General features: G+C 70.8%; 21 protein-coding genes. 6 read left to right on the plus strand and 15 right to left on the minus strand.

Annotated features, from left to right (window positions below; translation table 11 throughout):
• Positions 1–54: 54 nt before the first annotated feature.
• The 10 genes from ACZ9QC_RS24175 to ACZ9QC_RS24220 all read right to left on the minus strand — a co-directional run bounded on the left by ACZ9QC_RS24175 (position 55) and on the right by ACZ9QC_RS24220 (position 8,675).
• Positions 55–729 (minus strand): CoA transferase subunit B, encoded by a 675-nt coding sequence (locus ACZ9QC_RS24175; protein WP_472915031.1) that lies wholly within the window; start codon positions 727–729, stop codon positions 55–57.
• Positions 726–1,481: a CoA transferase subunit A gene (locus ACZ9QC_RS24180; RefSeq protein ID WP_472915032.1), complete on the minus strand. Its 756-nt coding sequence runs from the start codon at positions 1,479–1,481 to the stop codon at positions 726–728. The genes ACZ9QC_RS24175 and ACZ9QC_RS24180 overlap by 4 nt, the downstream gene beginning before the upstream one ends.
• Positions 1,482–1,495: 14 nt before the next feature.
• Entirely contained in the window at positions 1,496–1,666 is a 171-nt protein-coding gene (locus ACZ9QC_RS24185; RefSeq protein WP_472915033.1) for an SDR family oxidoreductase, read from the minus strand.
• On the minus strand, positions 1,663–2,415 hold the full coding sequence (locus ACZ9QC_RS24190; protein WP_472915034.1) for an SDR family NAD(P)-dependent oxidoreductase: 753 nt from the start codon (positions 2,413–2,415) through the stop codon (positions 1,663–1,665). Before ACZ9QC_RS24190 ends, ACZ9QC_RS24185 begins: the two co-directional genes overlap by 4 nt.
• Positions 2,412–3,383, minus strand: coding sequence for a fumarylacetoacetate hydrolase family protein (locus ACZ9QC_RS24195; protein WP_472915035.1), 972 nt, complete (start codon positions 3,381–3,383; stop codon positions 2,412–2,414). The genes ACZ9QC_RS24190 and ACZ9QC_RS24195 overlap by 4 nt, the downstream gene beginning before the upstream one ends.
• A 109-nt stretch (positions 3,384–3,492) precedes the next feature.
• Complete coding sequence (locus ACZ9QC_RS24200; protein WP_472915036.1) at positions 3,493–4,431, minus strand: VOC family protein; 939 nt, start codon at positions 4,429–4,431, stop codon at positions 3,493–3,495.
• 25 nt (positions 4,432–4,456) lie between these two features.
• Positions 4,457–5,533, minus strand: coding sequence for an amidohydrolase family protein (locus ACZ9QC_RS24205; RefSeq protein WP_472915037.1), 1,077 nt, complete (start codon positions 5,531–5,533; stop codon positions 4,457–4,459).
• Positions 5,530–6,660 carry an FAD-dependent oxidoreductase gene (locus ACZ9QC_RS24210; RefSeq protein WP_472915038.1) on the minus strand — a complete coding sequence of 377 codons (1,131 nt, stop codon included), beginning with the start codon at positions 6,658–6,660 and terminating at the stop codon, positions 5,530–5,532. The genes ACZ9QC_RS24205 and ACZ9QC_RS24210 overlap by 4 nt, the downstream gene beginning before the upstream one ends.
• A gap of 24 nt (positions 6,661–6,684) precedes the next feature.
• Positions 6,685–7,656: a cyclase family protein gene (locus ACZ9QC_RS24215; RefSeq protein ID WP_472915039.1), complete on the minus strand. Its 972-nt coding sequence runs from the start codon at positions 7,654–7,656 to the stop codon at positions 6,685–6,687.
• Positions 7,653–8,675, minus strand: coding sequence for a fumarylacetoacetate hydrolase family protein (locus ACZ9QC_RS24220; protein ID WP_472915040.1), 1,023 nt, complete (start codon positions 8,673–8,675; stop codon positions 7,653–7,655). The genes ACZ9QC_RS24215 and ACZ9QC_RS24220 overlap by 4 nt, the downstream gene beginning before the upstream one ends.
• Positions 8,676–8,805: 130 nt before the next feature.
• On the opposite strand from ACZ9QC_RS24220, the gene ACZ9QC_RS24225 reads away from it, so the two are divergent.
• The 3 genes from ACZ9QC_RS24225 (at position 8,806) to ACZ9QC_RS24235 (ending at position 15,342) form a co-directional block, all read left to right on the plus strand.
• Complete coding sequence (locus ACZ9QC_RS24225) at positions 8,806–9,747, plus strand: LysR family transcriptional regulator (protein WP_472915041.1); 942 nt, start codon at positions 8,806–8,808, stop codon at positions 9,745–9,747.
• 321 nt (positions 9,748–10,068) lie between these two features.
• Positions 10,069–11,346, plus strand: a complete 1,278-nt coding sequence (locus ACZ9QC_RS24230; RefSeq protein ID WP_472915042.1) for an MFS transporter — start codon at positions 10,069–10,071, stop codon at positions 11,344–11,346.
• 249 nt (positions 11,347–11,595) lie between these two features.
• Complete coding sequence (locus tag ACZ9QC_RS24235; protein ID WP_472915043.1) at positions 11,596–15,342, plus strand: WD40 repeat domain-containing protein; 3,747 nt, start codon at positions 11,596–11,598, stop codon at positions 15,340–15,342.
• 53 nt (positions 15,343–15,395) lie between these two features.
• On the opposite strand, the gene ACZ9QC_RS24240 is transcribed toward ACZ9QC_RS24235, so the two are convergent.
• The 5 genes from ACZ9QC_RS24240 to ACZ9QC_RS24260 form a co-directional block, all read right to left on the minus strand.
• Positions 15,396–16,046 (minus strand): hypothetical protein, encoded by a 651-nt coding sequence (locus tag ACZ9QC_RS24240; RefSeq protein ID WP_472915044.1) that lies wholly within the window; start codon positions 16,044–16,046, stop codon positions 15,396–15,398.
• A 72-nt stretch (positions 16,047–16,118) separates the two neighbouring features.
• Entirely contained in the window at positions 16,119–16,532 is a 414-nt protein-coding gene (locus tag ACZ9QC_RS24245; protein WP_472915045.1) for a hypothetical protein, read from the minus strand.
• A gap of 225 nt (positions 16,533–16,757) precedes the next feature.
• Positions 16,758–18,251: an alginate lyase family protein gene (locus tag ACZ9QC_RS24250; RefSeq protein ID WP_472915046.1), complete on the minus strand. Its 1,494-nt coding sequence runs from the start codon at positions 18,249–18,251 to the stop codon at positions 16,758–16,760.
• 266 nt (positions 18,252–18,517) lie between these two features.
• Entirely contained in the window at positions 18,518–20,569 is a 2,052-nt protein-coding gene (locus ACZ9QC_RS24255; protein WP_472915047.1) for a family 43 glycosylhydrolase, read from the minus strand.
• Positions 20,570–20,924: 355 nt separating this feature from the next.
• Positions 20,925–21,722 carry a FadR/GntR family transcriptional regulator gene (locus tag ACZ9QC_RS24260; RefSeq protein ID WP_472915048.1) on the minus strand — a complete coding sequence of 266 codons (798 nt, stop codon included), beginning with the start codon at positions 21,720–21,722 and terminating at the stop codon, positions 20,925–20,927.
• Between the two features lie 393 nt (positions 21,723–22,115).
• Here ACZ9QC_RS24260 and ACZ9QC_RS24265 point away from each other — a divergent pair, with 393 nt between their 5' ends.
• Genes ACZ9QC_RS24265 through ACZ9QC_RS24275 form a run of 3 tightly spaced genes read left to right on the plus strand, consistent with a single transcriptional unit; the run spans position 22,116 to position 25,259 of the window.
• Positions 22,116–23,480, plus strand: coding sequence for an ABC transporter substrate-binding protein (locus ACZ9QC_RS24265; protein WP_472915049.1), 1,365 nt, complete (start codon positions 22,116–22,118; stop codon positions 23,478–23,480).
• Positions 23,477–24,391 carry a carbohydrate ABC transporter permease gene (locus tag ACZ9QC_RS24270; protein WP_472915050.1) on the plus strand — a complete coding sequence of 305 codons (915 nt, stop codon included), beginning with the start codon at positions 23,477–23,479 and terminating at the stop codon, positions 24,389–24,391. Before ACZ9QC_RS24265 ends, ACZ9QC_RS24270 begins: the two co-directional genes overlap by 4 nt.
• Positions 24,381–25,259: a carbohydrate ABC transporter permease gene (locus ACZ9QC_RS24275; RefSeq protein ID WP_472915051.1), complete on the plus strand. Its 879-nt coding sequence runs from the start codon at positions 24,381–24,383 to the stop codon at positions 25,257–25,259. The genes ACZ9QC_RS24270 and ACZ9QC_RS24275 overlap by 11 nt, the downstream gene beginning before the upstream one ends.
• Positions 25,260–25,319 lie beyond the last annotated feature (60 nt).

Genomic DNA, 25,319 nt, shown 5'->3' on the forward strand with positions numbered 1-25,319 from the left:
TCTCGGGGGTGCGCTTGCTGAATGGGGCGACGAGACCGGTCGTGGACGACCCCGTCAGCAGGTCGCGGTGGTGGCGTCGGTCCGCAGGGGCGCGGCCGTTCTCGCCGTGATCTCGTCGAGGGTGATGCCGGGTGCGGTCTCGACGAGGGCGAGGCCGTCGGGGGTGACGTCGAGGACGCCGAGGTCGGTGATGACGCGGTGGACGCACCGTTCGCCGGTGAGTGGCAGGGTGCACTCGGGCAGGATCTTCGGGGTGCCGTCCTTGGCGGTGTGGTCCATGAGGACGATGACGCGGCGGGCTCCGTGGACCAGGTCCATCGCCCCGCCCATGCCCTTGACCATCTTTCCGGGGATCATCCAGTTGGCCAGGTCACCGCGTTCCGACACCTGCATGGCGCCCAGCACCGCGGTGTCGATGTGACCGCCGCGGATCATGCCGAAGGACAGGGCCGAGTCGAAGAAGGACGCACCGGGGAGGACGGTGACCGTCTCCTTGCCCGCGTTGATGAGGTCCGGGTCGATCTCGTCGGCGGTCGGGTAGGGGCCGGTGCCCAGGATGCCGTTCTCGGAGTGCAGGACGACGTGCACGCCGGGCGGGAGGTGGCCGGGGATGAGGGTGGGCAGGCCGATGCCGAGGTTGACGTAGGAGCCGTCGGTGAGTTCGGCGGCGGCGCGGGCCGCCATCTGGTCGCGGGTCCAGCCCCGGGGCGTGTCCGTCGTCGCGCTCATGCTCGTACCGTCCTCTTCTCGATCTGCTTGTCGGCGGCCTGAGCGGGGGTGAGCTCCACGATCCGCTGGACGAAGACGCCGGGGACGTGGACGGCGTCGGGGCTCAGCTCGCCCGGTTCCACGAGCTCTTCGACCTCGGCGATCGTGATCCGGCCGGCCATCGCCGCGAGCGGGTTGAAGTTGGCCGCGGCGCGGCGGAAGACCAGGTTGCCGTGCCGGTCCCCCCGCCAGGCCCGGACGAGGGCGAAGTCGGTGGTGACGGCGTGCTCCAGGACGTGCGGCCTGCCGTGGAAGTCGCGGGTCTCCTTGGGCGGGGAGGCCACGGCGACCGAGCCGTCCGCCGCGTACCTCCACGGCAGACCGCCGTTCGCGACCTGGGTGCCCACCCCGGCCGGGGTGAAGAAGGCGGGGATGCCCGCGCCGCCGGCCCGCAGCCGTTCGGCCAGTGTGCCCTGCGGCACCAGTTCCACCTCCAGCTCGCCCGACAGGTACTGGCGGGCGAACTCCTTGTTCTCGCCGACGTAACTGCCCGTCACGCGGGCGATCCGGCCGGCGGCGAGCAGCACGCCCAGCCCCCGGCCGTCCACGCCGCAGTTGTTCGATACGACCCGCAGGCCGGTGGCGCCCTGCTCGTGCAGGGCCCGGATCACCACTTCGGGGACGCCGCTGAGGCCGAAGCCGCCGACGGCCAGTGACGCGCCGTCGGGAATGTCGGCGACCGCCTCGTCGGCGTTCGCGCTCACCTTGTTCACGGAAGTGGTCCCTTTCAGCTGGGGAGTACGGACGACCGACCGCCGTCGACGACGAGGTTGGCGCCGGTGATGTACGAGGCGTCGTCGGAGGTGAGGAAGACGGCGGCGCCCGCGACCTCGTCGGGGAGGCTGATGCCACGGGCGGTGCCCGAGATCAGGGCCAGCTTGCCTTCGAGGCGTCTCATGACGCCTCCGGGCGCAACGCGTCGGCGATGGACTTCACGCCGCCGTGCGCGGTGAGTCCGCCGTCGACCGGGATCTCGGCGCCGGTGATGAAGGACGACTCGTCGGACAGGAGGAAGACCACGAGCGGGGCGATCTCGTCCACCGTGCCGGTGCGGCCGAGAGGGGTCTCGCGGATGTTCGCCTCGCGGAAGGCGGGGGCGGCGGAGGCGGTCATCTCGGTCTCGATGAAGCCGGGGTGGATCGTGTTGACGCGGATGCCGCGCGGGCCGAGCTCCGTGGCCGCGGTCTTCGACAGGCCGCGCAGTGCCCATTTGCTGGTCGTGTAGGCGACCGGGTAGTGGCCGGTGAGCGCGGCGGTGGAGCCGACGTTGACGATGGACGAGCCGGGCGGCATCAGTGGCGTCAGGTGCTGGATGCCCAACAGCGGGCCGGTGACGTTGACGGCGTGGACGCGGGCGAAGTCGTCGGGGGTCACCTCGTCGAGGCGGGCGCGCCAGGTGATGCCCGCGTTGTTGACCAGGCCGTGCACCTGCCCGTACGACTCCCGCAGTTCGGCGGCCAGCTCCGCCCAGTGCTCCTGGTCGGTGACGTCGAGGCGGCGGCAGCCGGGGGCCTCGGTCACGTCGGTGGCGATGACGCGGGCGCCCTCGCGGGCCAGAGCCTCGGCCTCGGCGGCGCCCTGGCCGCGCGCGGCGCCGGTGACGACGACGACCTTGCCGAGGAGCCTCTTGGGGTGCGGGTCGTTCACGGCCGCTCCCGGCGGCGGCGCCGGGCGGTCGGCAGCGGCACCGGATCCTTGCCCGCGACCACGGTGTTGGAGACGGTGCCGATGCCCTCCACGGTGAGGGTGACGGTGTCGCCCGGCTTCAGCGGGGGCGGGGACTGCTCGCCCCGGACGCCCCACAGCTCGGCGAGGCAGCCGCCGTTGCCGCAGGTGCCGGAGCCGAGCACGTCACCGGGGCGGACGACGGTGCCCCGCGAGGCGTAGGCGACCATCTCCTCGAAGGTCCAGCTCATGTTGGACAGCAGGTCCTTGCCGACGACCTCGCCGTTCACCGAGGCGGTCAGCGCCAGGCGCAGAAAGCCGTCGGTGTCGCGGTACGGCTCCAGTTCGTCGGCGGTGACCAGGTACGGGCCGAGGGTGGCGGCGGTGTCCTTGCCCTTGCACGGGCCGAGGCGGACCTGCATCTCGCGGGACTGCAGGTCACGGGCCGACCAGTCGTTGAAGACCGTGTAGCCGATGATGTGGTCCCGTGCCTGGTCGGGAGTCAGGTCGCGCCCCTCCCTGCCGATGACGGCGGCGACCTCCAGCTCGAAGTCGAGGACCTCGCTGCCCGGCGGCACCGGGACGTCGTCGTGGGCGCCGATGACGGCGTACGGGTTGGTGAAGTAGAAGGTCGGGGCGTCGTACCAGGCTTCGGGCACCCCGCCGACGCCGTCGACGGATCGCCGTACCCCTTCGACGTGTTCCTCGAAGGTGACGAAGTCCCGCACGGTGGGCGGCTGGAGCGGTGGCAGCAGCCGCACCTCGGACACGTGGGGGCCTGGCGGGACGTCGAGCGTGGCGGCTCCGGCGCGCAGGAGCGCGTCGAGTCCGTCGCCGCGGCTGATCAGCTCCGTGAGCGAGCGCGCCCCGGGAACCGGGTGGAGGGTGCCGTCCTCCTCGACGACGGCGACCCGGCGCTGGTGTCGGTGTTCATAGGTGGCGAAACGCATGCACGGCTCCAGGCAGCGGCGGTCATCGACAGCGGTGGGACCGGGGACGCGGCAAGGGCGTCAGGGCGGTGACAGGGCCACCGCGTCCCCGGGGTTCGAGGGGTGCCGGTCAGACCGGCGGGGCGACGAAGACGCCGCGGTCGACGTCGTTGAACGACTCCTTGGCGATCAGCTCGTTCATGGGGTTCGCCGTGCCCCACTGGTCGGCGACCTCGGGCTGGGAGAAGTCGTAGACGTGGGGGTGCCAGGTGTCCTCGTCCAGCAGCTCCAACTCCGTCGTGTACTCGACGGTGTTGCCGTGCGGGTCCAGGAAGTACGTGAACGTGTTGTCGCCCGCCATGTGCCGACCCGGACCCCAGACCTTCTTGAAGCCGGCCCGGATCACGCGCCCGGAGCCGCGCATGTACTCGTCGATGCCGCGCATCTCGAAGGAGACGTGGTGCAGGGAGGTGTGCGGGCCCTTGGCGATGGCCATGGAGTGGTGCTGGTTGGAGATCCGCATGAAGTGCATGACGTCACCGACGTGCGGCGAGCTGAGCGTGTCGGAGTGGCGGAAGCCGAGGTGGGTCTCGTACCACTCACGGGTCCTGTCCAGGTCCGGCGAGTTCAGCACGACGTGCGACAGCTTGACCGGGATCGACTCCTTCTCCTCGATCCTGCGGTGCTGCCGTACGTCCACGTCGGCGGAGACTTCGATGGTGCGGCCGTCGACGTCGAAGAAGCGGAAGCCGTAGCCGCCTCCGGGTGTGTCGATCTTGCCCGGCTGGGAGATCAACTGCACGCCGCCCGCGAGGAGTTGTTCGGCGAGGGTGTCGACGTCCGCCGTGCTCGCGGCGCCGTAGGAGATGAGGTCGAGGCGCTTCTCCTCGGCCTTGCGCAGCCGTACCACGTACTGTTCGGGGCTGCCCTCGGCGGCGAGGAAGGAGATGCCGGAGTCCTCGGCGACCTTGGTCAGGCCCCAGACGCCGGCGTAGAAGTCGAGCTGCTTGTCGTAGTCGGGCACGGCGAGGTCGACGTGCCGCAGATGGGTGAGCAGGCGTGCGCTCATGGTGGGCTTTCCTCCTGTGTGGGGGTCAGTTCAGGCACAGCAGCGTGGTCGCGTTGCCACCGCGCACGGCGTGGAAGTCGTCGTCGGGCAGGTGTGCGGCGCGCAGTGCGCCGACGGGGTTCTCGGTGCCCATGTCGAAGGGGAAGTCGGAGCCGAGCAGCACCCGGTCCGGACCGGCGGCCCGGATCAACTCCCGCAGCACGTACGGGTCATGGACGAGAGAGTCGAAGTACAGGCGCTTGAGGTAGCTGCTGGGCAGGTGGGCGCAGCCCGCACCCGCGTCGGAGCGGGCCGACCAGGCGTGGTCGGAGCGGCCGATGTGGGTGGGCAGGTAGCCGCCGCCGTGTGCGGCGATCAGTTTCAGGTCCGGGTGGCGGTCCAGTACGCCGGAGAAGATGAGGTGGGACAGCGCGACGGCGTTCTCGGTGGGCTGGCCGACGGTGTTGGACAGGTACCACTGGTCCAGGCGCTCGTCGAGCGTGCAGCCGAAGGGGTGCAGGAAGAGGATCGCGCCCGTCTCCTCGGCCCGGGTCCAGAAGGGTTCGTACGCCGGGTCCGACAGCTCCCGGCCCGGCGCGTGCGAGGAGATCTCGACGCCCAGCAGGCCCGTACCCATGGCGTGTTCGAGCGCGCGCACCGCCGATTCCGGGTGCTGGAGGGGGACGAGGCCCAGACCGTGCAGCCGGCCGGGCGCCTGGGCGCAGTGGGCGGCCGTCGCCTCGTTGGCCAGGCGGTACACCTTCTCCGCCGTGTCCTCGTCCGCCCAGTAGTGGTAGTGCGAGGGCGACGGGCTGACCAGCTGGACGTCCACACCCTGCGCGTCCATCGCGGCCAGTCGTACGGCGACGTCCGTCAGCCTCGGGATGCGCTCGCCGACCATGGGACCGCTGACGGCCAGGGCCGCGGGCCCGTTGCGGCGGGCGTCGAGGGCTTTGGCCTCCGCAAGGCCCGGCAGGCCGGCCACCAGGGCATCGACCTCGGGGATCAGGACGTGCGCGTGGACGTCGACCGTCGGGGAGGTGTGCGCGTCCGTGCCCGACGAGGGGCGGGGGTCGGGCTGGGGGCGGCTTCCGGCGGTGGCCGGGGGAGGGTGGGCCGTCACGGCAGCTCCTTGAGGGCGGTCATGGTGCGGCCGATCAGTCCGGGCACATCTGCGTCGTGCACCTGGTCCAGCTGCCACTGGCAGAGCTGGACGGACGCCTCGACGACGGTCCGGACGCGCGGGACGCGTCGGTCGTAGTACGCCTGGAAGAGGGCGTCGTCCCATGCGCGCCCGCTCGTGAGCAGTTCCGTCAGGACGGAGGCGTCCTCCAGGGACATCGCCGCGCCCTGGGCGAAGGTGGGCGGGCAGCAGTGAGCGGCGTCCCCGACGAGGACGACCCGGCCGCGGTGCCAGGAGCCCTCGACCAGATGCCGGTCGAACCACGTGTAGTTGACCTTCGCCGGGTCCGTGATGTGCTTGGTGATCTCGGGCCAGTCACCGCCGTACTGCTCGGCCAGCCGGCGCATCTCGTCCGCGTAGGTGGCCGGGTCGATGGAGTTGCGGTCCCGGTTGGCCTCGACGACGTAGGCGTAGAGGGTGTTCTCGCCGGTGGGGGTGTAGCCCGCGATGTAGGCGGGGCCACCGAAGGTGAGGTCCGAGCGGGTGACGCTCTCGGGGCGCGGGGCGGGGGCGCGCCAGATGGCCATGCCGACGGGCTCGGGACGGTCGCTGATGCCGATCGCGGCGCGGGTCGCGGAGTTCAGGCCGTCGGCGGCGATCACCAGGTCGTAGCGGCCCTCGGTGCCGTCGCTGAACCGGACGGAGACACCGTCGGCGTCCTGCTCCAGGGTCTCGGCGGTGGTGCCCAGGCGTACGGAGGCACCTGTCGCGCGGACGGCGTCGATGAGAATCTGCTGAAGTTGCGGCCGCCGCATGCCGAGGGTGGCGGGCAGGTCGTCACCGCCGGTCTTGATGTCCTCCTTGACGAACAGCAGGGTGCCGTCGGGGGCGGTCACCCCCAGCGAGCCGTAGGCGAACCCCGATGCTTCCACCTGCTCCCACACGCCCAGCTCGCGCAGGACACGCAGGGCGTTGCCCTGGAGGGTGATGCCGGAGCCGGTGGTGGCGTTCCAGTCGGGTCTGGCCTCGATCAGGTCGACGTCGATGCCGGCCCGGCGCAGCAGGATGGTGATGGCGTTGCCGGAGGCGCCGCCGCCTATGACGAGGACCGTGCGGGGTGTGGTCATGGGGGAACTCCCTTGTTCCGCTGCTTACTTGACGGCAATCGGATTGACGGGGGAGCCGACGGCTCCGGTGATGGGCAGGGGCGCGGCGGTGAGCCAGAACTCGTACACGCCGTCGCGGGCGCAGTCGTCCGCGAGGGTGTCGGGGTCCCACATCTCGCCGATCAGCAGGCCCATGTTGGGGATGACGACCTGGTGCAGCGGCTGGAAGGCGCCGTCGAACTCGTTCGGCCGTACCTCGAAGCCCCAGGTGTCGGTGGCGATCGCGGCGATCTCGCTCGTGTGCAGCCAGCCGGCGGTGGTGAAGGACAGGCCGGGAGAGTCTCCGCCCGCGTAGTCGCCCCAGCCCTCGCGGCGGGTGCGCGTCAGCCGCCCGGTACGGACGACGACGATGTCCCCGCGGCCGACGGCCACGCCGTGCGCCTCGGCCGTCGCGGTCAGGTGCTCCTCGGTGATCGCGAAACCGTCCGGCAGTTCGCCGAGTTCGTCGCCGATCACCCGGCCGACGTCGAGGAGGACTCCGCGCCCGGCGACGTACGGCGCCATGTGCTCGATGCCGGTGACCAGATCGCCGTCGGAGGTGACGACCTTCTCGGCCGCCCGCCCGTTCCACGCCTTGCCGTGGTCGAAGATGTGCCCGAGCCCGTCCCACTGGGTGGAGCACTGCAGCGGCATCGCGATCACGTCGTCGGCGCCGCCGATGCCGTGCGGGAAGCCCTGGTTGCCGAGCGCCGCGTCCGTGCCCGTGTCCAGCATGGTGTGGACGGGGTTGGTGCGGCGGCGCCAGCCCTTCTGCGGCCCGTTCATGTCGAACCGCTGCGACAGCGAGAAGCTCACGCCCCGCCGCACCAGCGCGGCACCCTCGCGGCGCTTGGCCTCGTCGAGGAAGTTCAGTGTGCCGAGGACGTCGTCCTCGCCCCAACGCCCCCAGTTGGAACACCGCTTGGCGGCCTCGGCGATCGCGCCCTCGGCGTCCGTGGGGTCGAGCGAGGTCCTCACGACGCGGTCCCCTCGGCGACGCAGCGGGTGCGCTGCGTGCCCAGACCCGTGATGGAGCCCTCCATGACGTCGCCGTCGCGCAGCAGGCGTCCCCAGTGCATGCCGTTGCCGGCCGGGCTGCCGGTGAGCACCAGGTCGCCGGGCAGGAGCCGGGAGGTCTGGGAGATGTACGACACCAGCCGCGCGATGCCGAAGAGCATGTCCTTGGTGGACTCGTCCTGCATGGTGTCGCCGTTGAGCTTCAGCGTGACCCGCAGGTCACCCGGGTCGGCGATCGACCCGGCGGGCACGATCCACGGGCCGAGCGGGGTGAAACCGGGGGCGTTCTTGCACCGCAGCCAGTCGGTGCCGATGGCCTTCATGTCCCGGCGGAAGACGGTCGCCCGGTCGGTGAGGTCGTTGGCGATGGTGTAGCCGGCCACGTACTCCAGGGCCTCCTCGACCGTCACCCGGTAGGCGGGCCTGGCGATGACGGCCGCCAACTCCAGCTCCCAGTCGGGCTGTTCGGCCCAGTCCGGGAGGACGACGTCGTCGAAGGGGCCGGTGATCGCGCTCGGCAGGCCGATGAACACGTACGGCAGGTCCTCGGCCGCCCGCCGGTCCATGATCGCGGCGATCTCCGCGCGCGCCTCCTCGACCGTGCGGGGGTCGTCGGGGGAGCGGTGGGCGACCTCCAGGTCGATCACGTGCTGCCGGTAGTTGGCGCCGGACTGGAAGACCTGGCGGGGCTCGACCGGCGCGTGCGCCCGCAGGTGCTCCAACGGTCGCCAGTCGGCCGTCGCGTCAGCTGTTTCGTCGGCTGTCGCGTCGGCCGCGAGTTCGTGCAGGCGAGGGAGCATCTCGTCCCAGCGCTCGAAGATCTCCCGGGTCGTCAGAGCCGGTTCTCCGAGGGCCGTACGAAGATCCAGCACGCGCCCCCCGGGGATCACGAGACCAGGGAAAGACGCCTGGTCAGGCGCGGAGAGGACGCCAAGGGCGAAGGGTCCGGAGAAGGACGGGAAAGCGGCTGCGGGTTTCACGGGTATGTCCTCCAGATTGCGGTGGCACCAATGTGGCCCTCACCGAGTAATCTGGGAAATCGATTCTTTAGATGTTGATCATCCGTGGTGCAAATGCTGCCGCCTTGAGCGGCCTCGCTCTGGAGGCGCCGTGTCCCTCTCCGGCCTCGATCTCAACCTCGTCCTGTCCCTGCGGGCCCTGCTGGAGGAGCGCAACGTCACCCGCGCCGGACAGCGCGTCGGGCTCAGTCAGCCGGCGATGAGCGCGGCCCTGGCCCGCCTGCGCCGCCACTTCGACGACGACCTGCTCTCGCGCGTCGGCAAGCAGTACGAACTGACCGCCCTCGGCCGCGCTCTGCTGGACCGCACCTCGACCGCCTGCGACCTGCTGGAACGGGTCTTCAGCAGCAGGGCCGACTTCGCCCCGGGCAGCGAGGAGCACGAGTTCACCCTGCTCACCTCCGACTACGCCCTCGCCGTGTTCGGCGCCGAGCTCGCCCGGACCGTGCACGCCGAGGCCCCGGGGGTACGGCTGCGCTTCCAGCGGACGCCCATCGACGTCACGGAGGACACCGCACCGCTGCTCAGCACGGCCGACGGGCTGCTGATGCCGCGCGGCATCATCAGCGGATTCCCCGCCGTCGACCTGTACACCGACCGCTGGGCCTTCCTGGTGGCCGAGACGAACGACGAGGTCGGCGACCGGCTGACCATGGACGACCTGGCCCGGCTGCCCTGGGTCGTCTACCAGCGAGCCTACGACGCTCCGGCCGCCCGGCAACTGAGCATGCTCGGCGTCGATCCCCACGTGGAGATCTCCGTCGACAGCTTCCAGTCGCTGCCCTTCCTGGTCGCCGGCACCCGCCGGATCGCCCTGGTCCAGCAGCGCCTGGCCGAGCTGCTGCGCGGTGTGGCCGCCGTACGCCTCATGGAACCGCCCTACGGGGCGGTCCCCCTCCAGGAGGCGCTGTGGTGGCACCCGGTGCACACCCACGACGCGGCCCACATCTGGCTGCGCGAGACCGCGGCCCGCGTGGGAGCGGAGCTGGCCGCTTCCGAGCCCAGTCGTATCGCCACGGTCGCACCGAGATAGCGGGCTCCTCCGGGGGCCAGGCTCCTACAAGGGCCAAGCATCCACACCTCGGATGATCCACATCTTCGATATCGATCGGGCGAGGGCTAGGCAGGACCTGCCCGTTGGCCCATAGTCGTCTCAACCCGGCGCCGGAGCCGAACCGTCACCCGCCAGCCGGGACCGCTCAGGCGCCCGGCGCGCCTGCCCGCCGCGACGCCCGGCAGCCATCGGCACCCCGCTCCGAGCCTGCCACGGGTGTACCGGACACCCGACCACGACGGCCGCCCCACCCCGTCGCTCCGCCCCGTCCCCTCCCGACCCGCCACGTGGAGTTCCCGCATGCCTGCATCCGTGCCCTCGCTCCCTTCCCCGCCGTCCGAAGCCGTCGCGGACGACCGACCCGAGCAGACCGTCTCCGGCCCCGGTCACCGGCTTCGCCTCACGCTGCTGATGGCCGGTGCCTGTCTGCCCATCCTGGGCGCCGTGCTCATCGCCCCCGTCCTGCCGCAGATGCAGGACCACTTCGCCGACGTGCCGGGCGTCGACGCGCTCGTCCCCATGGCGCTGACCATCCCCGCCCTCTCCCTGGCGCTGCTGGCCCCCTTCGCCGGCGTCCTCGTCGACCGGCTCGGCCGCAAGCGTCTCCTCATCGTCTCGACCGTGCTGTACGCGATCCTCGGCACCGCCCCCCTGTGGCTGGACTCCCTCGGCGCCATCGTCGCCAGCCGCGCCCTCGTCGGTGTCGCGGAAGCCGCCATCATGACCTGCTGCACCACGCTGATCGGCGACTACTACTCCGGCCGGCAACGCGACCGCTACCTCGCGATGCAGACGATGTGCGCCGCGATCTCCGCGACGGCCTTCTTCGTGCTGGGCGGCGCGGCCGGATCGGCCGGCTGGCGCGCACCGTTCTGGGCCTACGCCGTGAGCCTGCTGCTCGCCCCGGCCATGGCCGCCTTCCTGCCCCGGCCCCGGCCGGCCGACCGCGCGAACGAGTCCTCCACCGCCTCCGAACCGACGGTCAAGCGGCCCTTCCCGTGGCGTCCGCTGGCCGGCACCTGCGCCCTGACCGTCTTCGGCGCCATCCTCTTCTACGCCGTCCAGGTCGAGATGGCGTTCCTCCTGGACGACATGGGCGTGAGCAACCCCGCTGTGATCGGACTGGCCACGGCCGCCTCCAGTGCCGCGGTCGTGATCGGCGCCGTCGTCTTCGCCAAGGTGGACCGCGGCCCGCAGGCCTGGCTGCCCATCGCCTTCGGCCTGAGCGCCCTCGGCTTCGCGGTGATCTGGCTCGCCCCGAACCCCGTCGTGCTGACCGCCGGCGCGGTGATCAACTGCCTCGGCAGCGGCATCATGCTGCCGAGCCTGCTCACCCTCGCCATGTCCAAGCTCCATTACGCCGACCGCGGCCGCGGCACCGGCCTGTGGACGGGCTCCTTCTTCCTCGGCCAGTTCGTCTGCCCGCTCGTGGTCCTCGCGCTCACCCCCGCCGTCGGCACCCTGGCGAACGCCCTGGGCGTATTCGCCCTCGCCGGGGCCGTCGCCACGGCCGCACTCGGCCTCGCCGCCCGGAGCCGGCGGACGGCCACCCCGCCGATCCAGCAGACGGCGGGCTGACCCGCCACGGCGCCGATCCACCAGGGAAACGGCGGGCATCGCGAAGGATCCGGGAATCAGCCGGGAGAGGCTGCGCAACCCATGCCGGGGCCAGGACACGGCGGCGAGTCGGATCGCCGCTTCCTGGCCCCGTCCTCCTGTTCCAGCGTCTCCGGTTTCCCTGAGAGGACCCGGTCGGCATCCGGCCATCCGTAGGGTCGTCCTTCGAATGCCAGGATGTCTCGCACCACGCCTACGGAGGTACGCATCATGGGGCGGCCCGAGAGACCTGTGGACCCGCAGGCCGGTCCCGTGCAGCGGCTCGCGCACGAGTTGCGGGAGCTGCGGAAGACCGCCGGGAGTCCCTCGTACCGGACGATGGCGAAGGCGGCGGGTTTCTCGGCGACCGCTCTGTCACTGGCCGCCGCCGGTGAACGGCTTCCCTCTCTCGCCGTGGTCCAGGGCTATGTGCGCGCCTGCGGGGGCGATCCCGCCGGGTGGGAGGTGCGCTGGAAGGCCGCCGAGGCGGAGGCGAACCGGGCTCCGGCGGAGGACGTCGAGGACGCTCCGTCGCCGTATCGCGGTCTCGCCCGGTTCGAGCCGGACGACCGGCACCTGTTCTTCGGCCGGGACCGCATGATCGACGAGGTCGGCCACCTGGTGTGCGATCACCGGTTCGCGGTGCTGTTCGGCGCCTCGGGGAGCGGGAAGTCGTCCTTGCTGCGGGCGGGGCTGATCCCGCGCCTGCGGCAGGAGATCGCGGCGCGCGGCTGCCCGGCCACGCTGCGGATCCTCACCCCGGGAGCCACCCCGGCGACGACATACGGACATCTGCTGAACCCCGCCGCGGACGAGCCGGAGGGATGGGTGGTGGTGGACCAGTTCGAGGAGGTCTTCACTCTCTGCCGTGACCCGCAGGAACGTTCCCGCTTCGTCGATCTGCTGCTCGCCGCCCGCGACCCGGACAGCCGGCTGCGCGTGCTGGCCGCCGTACGCGCCGACTTCTACGCCCGCTGCGGCGAGCACCGCGGCCTCGCGGACGCGCTGCGCGGCGCCGGGCTGCTGCTCGGCCCGATGACGGCGGACGAGCTGCGGGAGGCGGTGACCGGACCGGCGAAGGAGGCCGGATGCCGTGTGGAGCGGACGCTGACCGCCCGTCTGGTGGAGGAGGTGCAGGGCGAGCCCGGCGGGCTGCCGATGCTCTCGCACGTCCTGCTGGAGACCTGGCGCCGCCGCAAGGGCCGGATGCTCACCCTCGCCGGGTACGAGGCCGCCGGCGGGGTGCGGGGCGCGATCGCGGCGAGCGCGGAGGAGGTGTACGGCGGCTTGTCCCCGGCCCAGGCGGGTGCCGTCCGGCGTCTGCTGCTGCGGATGGTCGAGCCGGGTCAGGGCACCCCCGACACCCGCCGCCCGCTCGCCCGGGCCGAGCTGGAGGAGTGGGCCGATGCCGATGTGCGGGTGGTGGTGGAGCGGCTGACCCGGGCCCGGCTGCTGACCGCCGACGAGGACGGGGCCCAGCTCGCCCACGAGGCGCTGATCACCTGCTGGCCCCGGCTGCACGGCTGGATCGAGGAGGACCGGGAGCGGCTGCGGCACCACCGGATGCTCGCGGACGCGGCCCGGACCTGGCTGGAGCACGACCGCGACCCCGGCGTCCTGTACCGGGGCACCCGGCTGGCCCGCGCCGAGGAACTGTTCCCCGACCACGCGGCGGACCTCGCGCTGACGCTGCCGGAGCGGGACTTCCTGACCACCGCGCTGGACGCCCGGGCGGCGGAGCGGCGGGCCGCGGCCCGGACCAGCCGCAGGCACCGCATCCTGACCGTGTCGCTCTCCGCCGTCCTGGTGGTGGCACTGCTGACGGCCCTCGCCGTCTGGCAGGCCTACGCCGACAACGCGCGCCGGCGCACCCAGGAAGCGGCCCGCCAGGTCGCCGACGTGGCGGACGCACTGCGCACCACCGACCCCCGCGCGGCGCTGCTGCTGGGCGCGGCCGCCTGGCGGGTCGCCGAGTTGCCCGACACCCGCCGCGCCCTGCTCGGTTCCCTCGCCCAGCAGGAGACGGACACCTTCACCGACCCCGTGCCCGGCGACGACGCCTGGCGTTCCCTCTCCGCCTCCGGCCGCACCCTGCTGAGCCCGGTCGACCGAACCTGGCGGACCTGGGACGTGCGAACGGGCCGACGCACCGGCTCGGGCCGGCTGCCGGGCGGCATGGTGGTCGGGGCGAGCCCGGACGTGCGGGTCCTGGTGGTCAGCGGCAAGGACGGGACACGGCTGTGGGACACGGCCACCGGGCGCTGGACCGGCGGTCCCGACCCGCTGCCGCAGTTCACCGATGTCCGCTTCACCGCCGACGGCCGCGCCTTCCTGGTCACCGAGGGCGACCGGATGCGGCTGCGCTCGGTCGTGGAGGGCCGCGTGCTGTTCGAGGCCCCGGCACCGGGGCTGACGGTCACGGCGCTCAGCGCGGACGGACGGCGCGCCGCCGTCTGCTCCGGCGGGCGGTCCCCGCAGGTGTGGGACATACCCGGTCGCCGTGCCCTGTCCGGGGACTGGCAGCAGGACCGTCTCTGCGAGGAGGACGCGAACACGACTGTCCTCGCGCTCGACGGGGACCGGCTGGCCGCCGCCACCGGCACCGGGCTGCGGGTCTGGGACACCGGGACCGGCAAGCGGATCGCCGACCTCGCCGACGACGGCGTGAACCACGCCTCCTTCAGCCCGGACGGCGCCTTCCTGGCGACGGCCGACCACGAGGAGATCCGGGTTCGGCGGCTGGCGGCCCCCGAAGTGCCCGTCTTCCGGCACTCCCTGAACAACCAGCGCCCTTACCGAAGCCCGGCCTGGGACCCGGACGGCCGCACCCTGCGCTACCTCGAGGGCTCCACCGTCCACACCCTCGACCTCGGCCCGGCGGTCACCCCGGCCTGGCACGGCACCCCCTTGGACGCCGTCGGCCTCAGCCCCGACGGCCGTACGTACGCCACGGCCGAGCGAACCGGTGACCGCTACCTCTTCCGGCTGCGCGCCACCGCCGACGACCGGCTGACCAGCACCCTGCCCCCGGTCGACGTGCCCGTCCTGCGCGATCCCACCCCGGCGCTCCCCGTCGCCCCTCTGCCCCTGCTGGCGTTCAGCCCGGACGGCACGACGCTCGCGTACGGTGTCTCGGCGCCCGGGCGTGAGGTCGTCTCACAGTCCTTCACGGTGTGGGACATCGCCCGTCAGCGCGTCCGCTCCTCCATGGTTCTGCCCGGCGACACGGTGGTGAAGACCGCTCTCGGACCCGGTGGACGCACCCTGTACGCCGCCCGCTCCTCCCTCCGGCCCGGCGACGACCTGTACGGCGAGGCGTGGGACACCGCGGCTCGCCGCAGGACGGCGGTGCTGCCGGAACTGGCCGGCGTCCACCTGGCCGTCCGCCCCGACGGCGGGCTGCTGGTCGGTGACGGACGGCTCGCCCGGCTGCCGTCGGCCAAGGTCACCAGCCGCGACCTGGTGCAGGGCGAGCACGTGGGCGCGGTGGGATTCTCGGCCGACGGCTCCGTGCTCGCGGTCGGCGACGACCTGGGGCGGGTCGCCCTGTGGGACGGGACGGCACACCGGCGTGCCGGTGTGCTGCGCGATGTCTTCCCGGCGCCGCTCAGTGTCCGCCCGGAGGCGGTGAACGCGCTGGCGTTCAGCCCTGACGGCCGGACGCTGGCGGTGGGCGGTGACGCCGGGAGCCTGCAACTGTGGGACGTGGCGACCCGCCAGCCCCTCGGCACCCCGCTGACCACGCCCGGCGACGCCATCGCGTCCCTGGCCTTCTCCCCCGACGGCACGACCCTGTACGCGGGCGGTGTGCACGTCCCGCTCCAGCGGTACGTCGTCGATCCCGGACGGGCGATCGCGCGGGTCTGCGCCCGGGCGGGTACCGACCTGACGCGGGAACAGTGGCGGACGTACGTACCGGATGTGCCCTATCGGCGGGCGTGCGGGGTCAGTGCGGGTCGGAGGTCGAACGGGGAGTAGGCCCGGCCCCGGTGAAGGTGCAGGAACACCGGGGCCGGGCCGGCTCGGGGGCGTCAGCTCCAGATGTGGTACGTGCCGTAGTCGTTGACCTTGAGGTTGGCCTGCCACGAGCCCCACTCGTAATTGCCGTCCCACCAGTACCGCTCCTGGCCGCCGCCGCAGCTGGAGTGGTCGGTGCGGAAGGCGCCGACGAAGGTGCCCTTCGTCCAGCGGCGCTCCACGACCTGGATCGGCTGGGCGTACTGCCCCGGGTTCAGGTTCGTGCTGAAGCTGAAAGTGGTGGACGTGGAGCCGTTGCGGCCGTAGGAGGGGGTGATGCTGGCCAGCACCTGGTTGAGCCACGGGACGGGGTTGCTGACGCTGACGCCGACCGACCACTGCCAGCCCGTCGTCTTCGACTCGTCCCAGCGGTAGGAGCAGCTGGGTGCGTTGGGCGGGCAGCGGAAGGTGGGCCCGCGCCACACCCAGTCCTGGAAGGTGTTGGCGGCCTGGGTCTGGGGCTTCGCCCAGGTGGTGTCGCCCTTGCGGATGTCGTAGCCGTCCGGCTTCCAGCACCAGGTCTGCGCCGAGGCGGAGCCGGGCGAGGCCAGCAGGATGAGCGGGGCGAGAGCCAGGCTCAGCAACGGCGCCAGCCGGCGGCGGTTCCTGAGCTTCTTGTTCACTGTGGGCTTTGCTGCGGGGGTCGTCAGAGCGTGGGGACGCACTTGGGTGGCTCCTTGCGGGGAACGACGTGGGGAGAGGGTCCGGTGGTGCGAGCGGTGTACGACGTACGACGGTCAGTGCCTGTTGACGACGATCAGGTGGTACTGGTCCTGTGTCGTGCGCCAGTCGCCCCACCAGTCGTCGTTCCGGCTCCATCCCTCGCAGTTGCCGGCGCGGTAGGCCGTCAGCGAGACCTGGTCGCTGTTGGAGAACCACACGCTCGGCCAGTAGCTCGTGTCGTGGGGCTCGCTGCCCGTGAGGCAGCGGTTCCACCGGTGGCCGTTGGGCTCGGTGACGCTGATACGCCAACTGTGCGCGTCCACGCTGTGGTTGGAGATCGCGACGCAGGCGGTGAAGACGGGGGAGTTGCAGGGAGGGCCGGAGACGGGGACGGCACTGGCCTCACCGGCGGCCAGGGTCAGCGACCCTGCCGCGAGTGCGGCCACGGCCAGGGCGCCGGTGATTCTCTTACGGAGTGAACGGGACATGACCCCGCTCCCTTCTGTCCGGTCGGGTTCAGGCACAACCGAATCTCGGGGACGCGCGGTTGATCAGACAGTCGGATCCAGGGAGTAATCAATCCAGCGCCCCGGGAGCGGCGGGGGGCGACCGTCCCGGGAGAGACCCGAACCCGAACCGCGTGCGGCGGCGCACAGTGCGTGCGGGGAGCCCGAGTGTGGTCAGTCACCGGATCCTTCGTGGCACCGCGGGTGTCACTCCGCGTCGCGGCGCGCCTGGCCGCGGCGGCGGAGCAGCAGCAGGCCGCCGGCGACCGCGGTGACGCCGGTCGCGGCCGTCCACAGAGGGAGGTCCGAGGCGCCGGTGGCGGCCAGGTCCTCGTCGCTCTTTCCGCCCTGGGCGCTGACGTCCCCGGAGGACTGCCCGGCCGGGGACTTGGACGCACCGGACGACCTGGAGGTGCCGGACTCGGCGGCCGTCGACTTCGACGGGGACGGTGAGGCCGCCGCCTCGGCCGCGGTGGCCTTGTCCCGGGTGTACGCCAGTGTGCCGAAGCCGAGTTCGTCGAATCCGCCGCTGTTCGGGCCGTAGTGGCCGCCGCCTCCTTCGGGCCCGCTGCGGGCCAGCATCTCGCGGGTGTTCGGCATGGCCATGCGGCGCCTGTTGGCGTAGTGGTTGTAGGCCCGCGCCCAGACCGGGCGCACTTGGCCACGGCCGTGTTCGGAGATGACGGTCTGCGCCGTTTCCACGCAGTGCACGCCGTTTCTCCAGGTGTACGTGGTGTACGGCACGTCATGGCCCAGGTTGTACCGGGCGACGTACTCGCACGCCTTGCGGAACCTGGAGTCGTCCGCGCCGTAGAGGTCGACGCCCTGGTTCCAGGCCATCTCGCAGATGGTGCCCATCAGGCCGATGCCCATCAGGCTGTGGGCCTGGTCGCGCCCGCTCTCCTGCCACTGGGCCAGGTCCACGTCGTCGTAGACGTAGGGGATCGCCTTGGCCAGCGAGCCGTTGCCTTCGCCGTGGTGGAAGTAGTCCACCGTCTCGTCGAACTTGGCCCGGTCGTCGCAGAGAATCCCGATGGCCATGATCGAGGCCATGGTGCACAGGTCCCAGTTGGCCCAGTAGTGGCCGATGCAATTGGTCTCGCGGTACATCATGTGGCGGTTCGCCGGATAGAAGTGCTTGACCAACATGTCCTGGAAACGGGCCAGGTCGAAGCCGGGGTAGCCGCGCATGAGCTCGCCGACGTTGGCGAACTGGTACCCGTAGATGCCCGCCAGGAGCGTGACTTCGGAGCCTCCGCCGATGCCCTTCAGCGTCCCCGACCAGGCGTTGCAGATGTCCCGCGCGGTGTCTGCGTACGCGGTGTCGCCGGTGATCTTCCAGCGCAGCGCCCTCTGGTAGGCGGCGTGGATGTCGCGGTAGAGGGCCCCGTAGTTCTGGACGCCGCCCCCTCCCCGGGTCGGGGTCACCTGCGGGTTGGGCCGCCATGCGGCCTGCGAGTGGCGGCCGGTGGTGAGGGTGAGCTTGGCGAAACCCTCCGTGTAGGGGGCGGCGCCCGCCTTCACCTTGGCGGCCATGCGCTCGAGATCGGCCCGGGTGTGGAGCATCCCGGGATGCACGAAGGACGCGCGTGCCGCCGTCGCGGGGGAGGCGGCCACGCCCGTGCCGATACCGATACCGACCGCGCCGGTCGTCGCTGCCGCGGCCTTGAGCATGGTGCGTCGGCTGATCTGTCGTGTCACCGTGTCGTTCCTTGGGCTCTTGTGGGGACAGTGCCTGCGTAGGGAGACGTGATACGGAGCGGGCGATAACACAAAAGCGGGCACCACGATGAAAGGCAGCTGTTCGTCCGACACCCTCCGACACCAGGGCCGCCCATGTGCAACTGCGTGTATCCCCATGCGTGACGACCCGGCCCCACGGCGAAGGAGCCGTCGGGCCGGGCCGGGCCGGGCGGGGCCGTGGCCGCGCCGGCTCGTATCAGCCGACGGGCGGGACCGATGTGCGTCTAGCCGGTGACCCTGCGGAACGTCCACTGCTGGTTGGTGCTGCCCCTGTTGGTGTACTGGATCAGCGCGGCGCCGTCGGCCGTGCTGCCGGAGCTGACGTCGAGCACCTTGCCGCTGTTGCGGTTGACCACCTGGAACACGCCACCGGACAGCGGGCGCAGCTGCCACTGCTGGCTGGTCCTGCCGTCAGGGGTCGCCTGTACGACGCGCGCGCCGTCCGCCGTGGAGGATCCGGCCACGTCGAGCACTTTGCCGCTGCGCACGCAGGTGATGGTGTGGTAGCCGTCGGCCGTGGACTGGAAGGCCCACTGCTGGTTCGTCGCGCCGTTGCCGGTCCACTGGATCACGGCGGCGCCGTCCGCGCCGGACCCACCGGAGACCTCGGCCACCTTGCCGCTGCGCACGCTGACGCATGTGTACGTCCGCGCGGGGGCGATGGTGTACTGCACCGAGTCGAAGTCGACGTAGCCGGTGCCGCCCGGGTTGTAGGTGTACAGGCCGATCCGGTCACCGCGGTAACCGCCCCAGTTGAGCTGGTACGTGCCGCCGACCTGGGTGAACGTGCTCCCGTCGAGGCTGTAGGAGAAGCGGCTGAGCCCGTCCACGTCCCAAGTGGAGCGCAGCCACACGGCGTTCTGCGTGATGGCCGCCCCGCTGGTCAGGGTGCCACCGGCGTTGTGCTCGATCGTGGTGGTGGTCCCGGTGCGGCGGACACCCAGTCCGGCGTACCTGGCGCCGTAGTGGCACAGCCCGGCGTGCTGACCGTCGGTGAGGCCGGCGAGTTCGAGGCGGACGGTCAGCGTGGCGCCGCCCGCGGTGCGCAGCACTCGTTGGGTGAGGGTGTTGCCCACCTTCATCAGGTTGTCCCCGGCCAGCGGTGCGAACGCCTTCAGCCGCAGATAGCCGGGGCGTTCGGTCAATGACCAGTAGCCCGCGCGGGGTTTGTAGTACCACTCCCACTGCGGCTTGAGGCGGGTGTCGGTGAACGAGTCGCTGGTCACGACGGCGGGCAGTGCGTCGACGGGGAGGCCGGGGGTGCCGGTCGCGGGCAACTGACCCGTCCACGCCATGGTGCCGATGCCGTCCGAGCCCACCGTGCCGATGATCGGCCAGCCGTCCACCCAGGTCACCGGCAGCAGGGACAGCACGCGCCCCTCCCAGCCGTGGCTGCCGTGGTGGGTCACGAAGTACCAGTCGCCGCCAGGGGTCTGCACCAGCCCGCCCTGGTTGGGCTCGCGGTCGACCGAGGTGTTGACGTGCAGCAGCTGCCGGGTCTCGAAGGGGCCGAAGAGGCTGGAGCCGCGGTTCATCATGAGGACCCGGCCCTCGGGCTTCACCTCGCTGAACAGGTGGTAGTAGACACCGTCGATCTTGTACAGCTTGCTGGCCTCGCTGCGGTTCGACTGGTGGATCACCGGGGCCGGGCCGATCAGCGACTTGCCGTCCTCGGACAGCTTGTACAGGTGGATCTTGTAGCCGTCCGAGTAGTGCGTGGTGACCAGGTAGCCCTGGCCGTCGTCGTCCCAGAACGGGCACACGTCGTTCCAGCCGGAGGTCCGCCACATCGAGTGCAACGGCTCCCAGGGCCCCTCCGGCGACGGGGCCGACGTCATGAAGAAGCCCTCGTCGGGGGTGTTGAAGTACACCCAGTACCGCCCCGCGTGGTGGCGGATGGCCCCGGCCCACACACCGCGGCCGTAGCGGTTCATCCGGTCCCAGTTCAGCTCCGGTCCGATGCGGGTGACGTCGTCGACCGCGCCGCCGATCGGGCGCCAGTTGACCAGGTCCTTCGAGTGCAGGACGGCCATGCCGGGCGAGTACCCCATCGTGCTGGTGATGCCGTAGTAGTCGTCGCCGACCCGGATGCAGTCCCAGTCACTGAGGTCGGTCGGGACGATCGGGTTGGCGTAGGTGCCGTCGCCCTGGTCACCCCACTTTGCGGAAAGAAACGAGTCTGCCGCCGCCGCGCTCGACGGGAGCAGGCCCGGTAGGAGGAGGGCGCCGGTACCGACCGCGGCGAGCCGGCCGAGTTGTCTTCTGGTGAGGTCCACGATGCAGTCCTTGGCTGGAGGTCATCACGTGCGGGAGTGATGGGTGGAGACCGGGAGGAGAACGCGGGAGGGGGAATGGTGGAAGGGGTACGGCCTTCGCGTCGTGCGCGCCGCGTCCCAGCGTGCTGACGCCCCTCGCCCACGCTGTGCGGGGGGTGGCGGCGTTCACGAAGGCACACCCTCGGACGCCTGGGCAAAGAATCACGATCGTTCGATATGTCGAACGGCTATCGGCTTGTCGAACCGACCGACGCCGAAGTTAGAGTCCCGGCTGCACAGAAGTCAACGGATCGTCCGCGTTTTTCCGGGACGCGCGGTGGTCGGGACAGGGCGCACGGTGCGCCGACGGGCGGCGTCAGCCGAACAGACGGCGCTGGATCTCGCGCCGGTAGTCCTCCAGGGTCCGGTCGAGGTGTGCCGCGGCGGCCTGCGCGGCTTCCTCGGGGTGGCCGTCACGGATGGCCCGGTAGATCGCCTCGTGTTCCTCGACGGCCGCCTCGCTGTTCTCCCCGAACGAGTCATGGATTCCGATGGCGCTGGACTGGCGCTGCAGGCGTCGCGCGTCCCGCACGGCGCTGAGGAGGAACGTGTTGTGCGAGGCCGCCGACACGGCCATGTGGAAGTCCTCGTCCGCCTGGTTGAACACGTCGATCTGGCCGTGGACGAACCCGTGCCGGCACTGCTGCATGGCGACTTCGATGGTGCGCAGCTCAGAGGGGGTGGCGCGGGTGGCCGCCAGGCTGCTGGCGGCCATCTCCTGAACCCTGCGGAACTCGAACAGCATCAGTACGTGGTCGATGTCGACGGGGCGGAAGAAGCCTCCCCACCGGCTGGTGATGAGCATGCCTTCGTCGTCCGCGACGAACAGGCCCCGCCCCTTGTGCGCCCGTACCCGACCCAGCGCCGAAAGGATCTTGACGGCTTCCCGCACCACCGCCCTGCTGGTGTCCAGCGTCCGGGCGAGGTCGATCTCCGTGGGCAGCCGGTCGCCCGGTACCAGCCGCTCCTCGGCGATGTACGCGAGGATCCGCTCCGCCGCGATCTCGTACCCGGGGCGGTAGTCGCTCCGCCCGTCCGAGCCGGCCGTCCCCGCGGTTATGGCAGCAGGGACTTGAGCCGGCAAGGCCGCTTCGATCGCTGGCGTGTCGTCCATCTGTGCTGCCTCCCGGGTGACTTCTGCTCACGCGACTGGTCGCGGTGGAGCCGCATCATCGTAGCGCACGGGAGGTATAAGTCGTACTCATTCTGACCAAGATCCATAGCAAGAGCCATGAACACCCGGGCGTGTAAGTGGTACTTATCGGGCATAAGGTGAGCAACTGCTCGCGCAGTGAGGGAAATTTGGCAAAGGAACGCTGCGCGAACCCTTGACGTGCCACTCGATAAGGCGGCTAATTTCTTCCACGTTGGTTGCAGAACACCGCCTCTTCCGTTTCCGCCGGATTTCCGGGACGCCAAGCGTCGCCCCGGCTCGTGCCACTCGCCCACCTGCTCGCGCCGCCTGCCCCCTCTGCTCGGGGCACCCGCACACCCAGTGGAGTCACTCATGACCGTCAACCAGTCCTCGTCCAGCCCGAAGAGAGCTCTCGGCAGGAAGCGGGCGGCATCGCTGGCCGGATGCGCGGCCACGGTGCTGCTGACCGTGACGGCCTGTGGCGGCGGCGGCACCGCCGGCAAGACCACCAAGGACGGCTTCGCCCAGGCGCCGCAGAAGGACGGGGCGTTGACCGTCTGGGTGGACGCGACCCGGATGGACGCCGCGAAGCTGTACCAGGAGCTGCACCCCGAGGTGAAGCTGGACATCGTCAGCTATGACGGCAACGCCAACGGGTCCAACTACCTGCAGACGAAGGTCCAGTTGTTCAACCGCACCGGCAAGGGCTGGCCGGACGTCGTGTTCAGCTCCCAGACCAACGAGGCCTCCTGGGCGGTCGACGCGGGCTTCGCCGCTCCGCTCAACAAGGGTCTGATCCCCGAGTCGACCCTGGGCAAGTTCGCCAAGGGCGCCAACGACGTCTGCACGGTCGACGGCACCGTCTACTGTCTGCGCAACGACCTCTCCCAGGCGGTGCTCTGGTACAACGCCCCGCTGATGAAGAAGTTCGGCTACACGGTGCCGACGACGTGGGAGGAGTACCAGAAGCTCGGCGAGAAGGTGGCCAAGGAGCACCCCGGCTACCTCGTCGGTGACGCGGGTGACGCCTTCACCCCCGAGATCTATCTGTGGGCGAGCAAGTGCGGCGCCAACCACATCACCGGCCCCAAGTCCGTGTCGGTGAACACCACCAGCGAGGCCTGCACCAAGATGGCCAAGCTCCTGGACGTACTGATCAAGAACAAGTCCATGTCCATCAGCGGCGTGTTCAGCACCGACTTCGGCAAGAACCAGGCCGACAAGGTCCTGCTCATGCCGGGCCCGGCCTGGTACGGCGGCGCGGTCTTCAAGGACACCCTCAAGGTCCCCGGCAAGCAGATCGGGGTGGCGCCCATGCCGCAGTGGCAGGGCGACACCTCGCCCTCCACCGGCAACGTCGGCGGCGGCACCTGGCTGCTGTCCCAGCACTCCACCCACCTCAAGGCGGCCACCGACTTCCTGAAGTGGGTCACCACCGACAACGCCTACCAGGCGGAGAAGTCGCCCGGCTTCCCGGCCTACGCGCCGGCGGCCGAGGCATGGCTGAAGCAGCAGGACGCCTCCGGCTACTTCGCCAGCGACCTGAGCGCGCTCACCGCCGCCGCCTCCCAGGTGTGGCCGGAGTGGGGCTCGGGCAAGTTCAGCCAGGAGGCGATCTGGGCGGCCACCGTCAAGCCGGGCCTGACCCAGGGCAAGACCATCGAATCGCTGCTGCCCGCCTGGCAGGACTCCATCGTCAAGCACGCCGAGTCCAACGGATACAAGGTCGAGCAGTGACCCTCAGCCCCTCCCCGTCCCGCTCCGCCGGTCGGCGCCCCAGCGGCACCGACCGGCAGAGCCGGGCCGGCATCGCCTTCGTAGCGGCCTACGTACTGCTCCTGATCGCGTTCGGCATCCTGCCCACCGGGTACGCCGTCTACTTCGCGTTCACCGACGCCGGGGGCACGTTCACCGGCTTCAGCAACTTCGTCACCACCGCACAGGACTTCCGCTTCCTGGACGCCGTCGGCCATGTCGCGCTGTACCTGCTGTTCTGGCTGGTCTCCCTGGTGGTGTTCGTGGTGAGCCTGGCGCTGCTCCTGCACCGCCTCGCCTCCAGCAGCGTCAGCAAGTCCCTGCGCTTCCTCTTCTACATCCCCGGAGCGCTCGCCGGCGCCGCGAGTGTGCTGGTGTGGCTGTTCATGCTCGACCCGACGGTGAGCCCGGTCAGTTCGCTGCTGGGCATGCTGGGGTACGGCACCTTCGGCGAGGTGATCGCGCCCGGCAACCTGCCCCTGCTGTTCACGGTCATCGCGTTCTGGACCGGCGCGGGCGGCTGGATCGTCGTCATCTACGGCGCGCTCAACAACATCCCCACCGACGTCATGGAAGCCGCGCGCATCGACGGCGCGGGCGCCTGGCAGACCGCCTGGCACATCCAGATCCCCATGCTCCGCAAGTGGATCGTGTACATGGTGATCCTGGCCTTCGCGGGCGGTGCGCAGCTCTTCGTGGAGCCGCAGCTGCTCTCCCTCGCCAGCGTGGGCGTGGCCGGACGCGACTACTCGCTGAACCAGCTGACGTACGACTTCGCCTTCCAGATGAACAACATCAACGGCGCCGCCGCGGTCTCGGTGGAGCTCCTGGTCGTCAGTGTGTCGGCCGCCGCCGTCTTCGTCGCGCGATCGGGGTTCTTCGATGCCGACTAGTTCCCCGCGCCGCCTCGTGCCCCGGCTGCTGACCGGTTCCGTCCTGCTCGTCTTCCTGGTGTTCTTCGTGCTGCCGGTGCTGTGGCTCCTCCTCGCGGCGACCAAGACCGACCAGCAGCTCGTCCACGGCAGCCCGCTCTCCTTCGGCTCCTGGCACACCCTCAAGGCCAACTGGGACGCTCTCACCGCGTTCCAGGACAACGCCGTCCTGCAGTGGCTCGGCAACTCGACGGTGTACGCGCTGATCTCGCTGGTCATCACGCTCTGTGTGGCCATCCCGGCGGGCTACGCGCTGGCCATGACCGAGTTCCCCGGCCGGCACGCCCTGCTCGTCTCGACCCTGGTCGTGATGCTCATGCCGACCGCCACGCTGGTGGTGCCACTGTTCCTGGAGATCAACGCGGTCGGTCTGATCGGCACGATGTGGTCGATCATCCTGCCGTACTCGTTCTACCCGTTCGGCGTGTATCTGACGTACATCTACTTCACCACCGCGGTACCGAAGGACCTGCTGGCGGCGGCACGGATGGACGGCTGCTCGGAGTTCGGCGTCTTCCGGCACATCGCGCTGCCGCTGGCGACACCGGTCGTCGCGCTCGTCGGGTTCTTCAGCTTCGTCGCCAACTGGACCAACTACTTCCTGCCCTACGTGATGCTGCCCGAGAGCGGCCAGATGCCCATCCAGGTGGGGGTCGGCACCCTGCTCAGCAATGTGCCGTCCTTCAATCCCGCCGTCGGCACCCTCGCGATCGAGCGGCCGCAGCTGGCCCTGGCGACGCTCGTGGCCATCACACCCGTACTGGTCGTCTTCCTCTTCGCCCAGCGATTCCTGGTCAGCGGGATGCTCGCCGGCGCCACCAAGGAGTAGGCCCCCGGCCTGCCGCCCCGAGCCTGATACCCGATCCGGCGTCGTTTGCCCGACCGTCGT

It is taken from the genome of Streptomyces sp. HUAS MS02 (genome assembly GCF_055702265.1).

Excerpts from the sequence above, each read along its gene's own strand:
- ACZ9QC_RS24175 (WP_472915031.1), bottom strand. The coding sequence starts at position 729 with ATGAGCGCGACGACGGACACGCCCCGGGGCTGGACCCGCGACCAGATG.
- ACZ9QC_RS24185 (WP_472915033.1), bottom strand. The coding sequence starts at position 1,666 with ATGAGACGCCTCGAAGGCAAGCTGGCCCTGATCTCGGGCACCGCCCGT.
- ACZ9QC_RS24195 (WP_472915035.1), bottom strand. The coding sequence starts at position 3,383 with ATGCGTTTCGCCACCTATGAACACCGACACCAGCGCCGGGTCGCCGTC.
- ACZ9QC_RS24200 (WP_472915036.1), bottom strand. The coding sequence starts at position 4,431 with ATGAGCGCACGCCTGCTCACCCATCTGCGGCACGTCGACCTCGCCGTG.
- ACZ9QC_RS24210 (WP_472915038.1), bottom strand. The coding sequence starts at position 6,660 with ATGACCACACCCCGCACGGTCCTCGTCATAGGCGGCGGCGCCTCCGGC.
- ACZ9QC_RS24230 (WP_472915042.1), top strand. The coding sequence starts at position 10,069 with ATGCCTGCATCCGTGCCCTCGCTCCCTTCCCCGCCGTCCGAAGCCGTC.
- ACZ9QC_RS24235 (WP_472915043.1), top strand. The coding sequence starts at position 11,596 with ATGGGGCGGCCCGAGAGACCTGTGGACCCGCAGGCCGGTCCCGTGCAG.
- ACZ9QC_RS24245 (WP_472915045.1), bottom strand. The coding sequence starts at position 16,532 with ATGTCCCGTTCACTCCGTAAGAGAATCACCGGCGCCCTGGCCGTGGCC.
- ACZ9QC_RS24260 (WP_472915048.1), bottom strand. The coding sequence starts at position 21,722 with ATGGACGACACGCCAGCGATCGAAGCGGCCTTGCCGGCTCAAGTCCCT.
- ACZ9QC_RS24265 (WP_472915049.1), top strand. The coding sequence starts at position 22,116 with ATGACCGTCAACCAGTCCTCGTCCAGCCCGAAGAGAGCTCTCGGCAGG.
- ACZ9QC_RS24275 (WP_472915051.1), top strand. The coding sequence starts at position 24,381 with ATGCCGACTAGTTCCCCGCGCCGCCTCGTGCCCCGGCTGCTGACCGGT.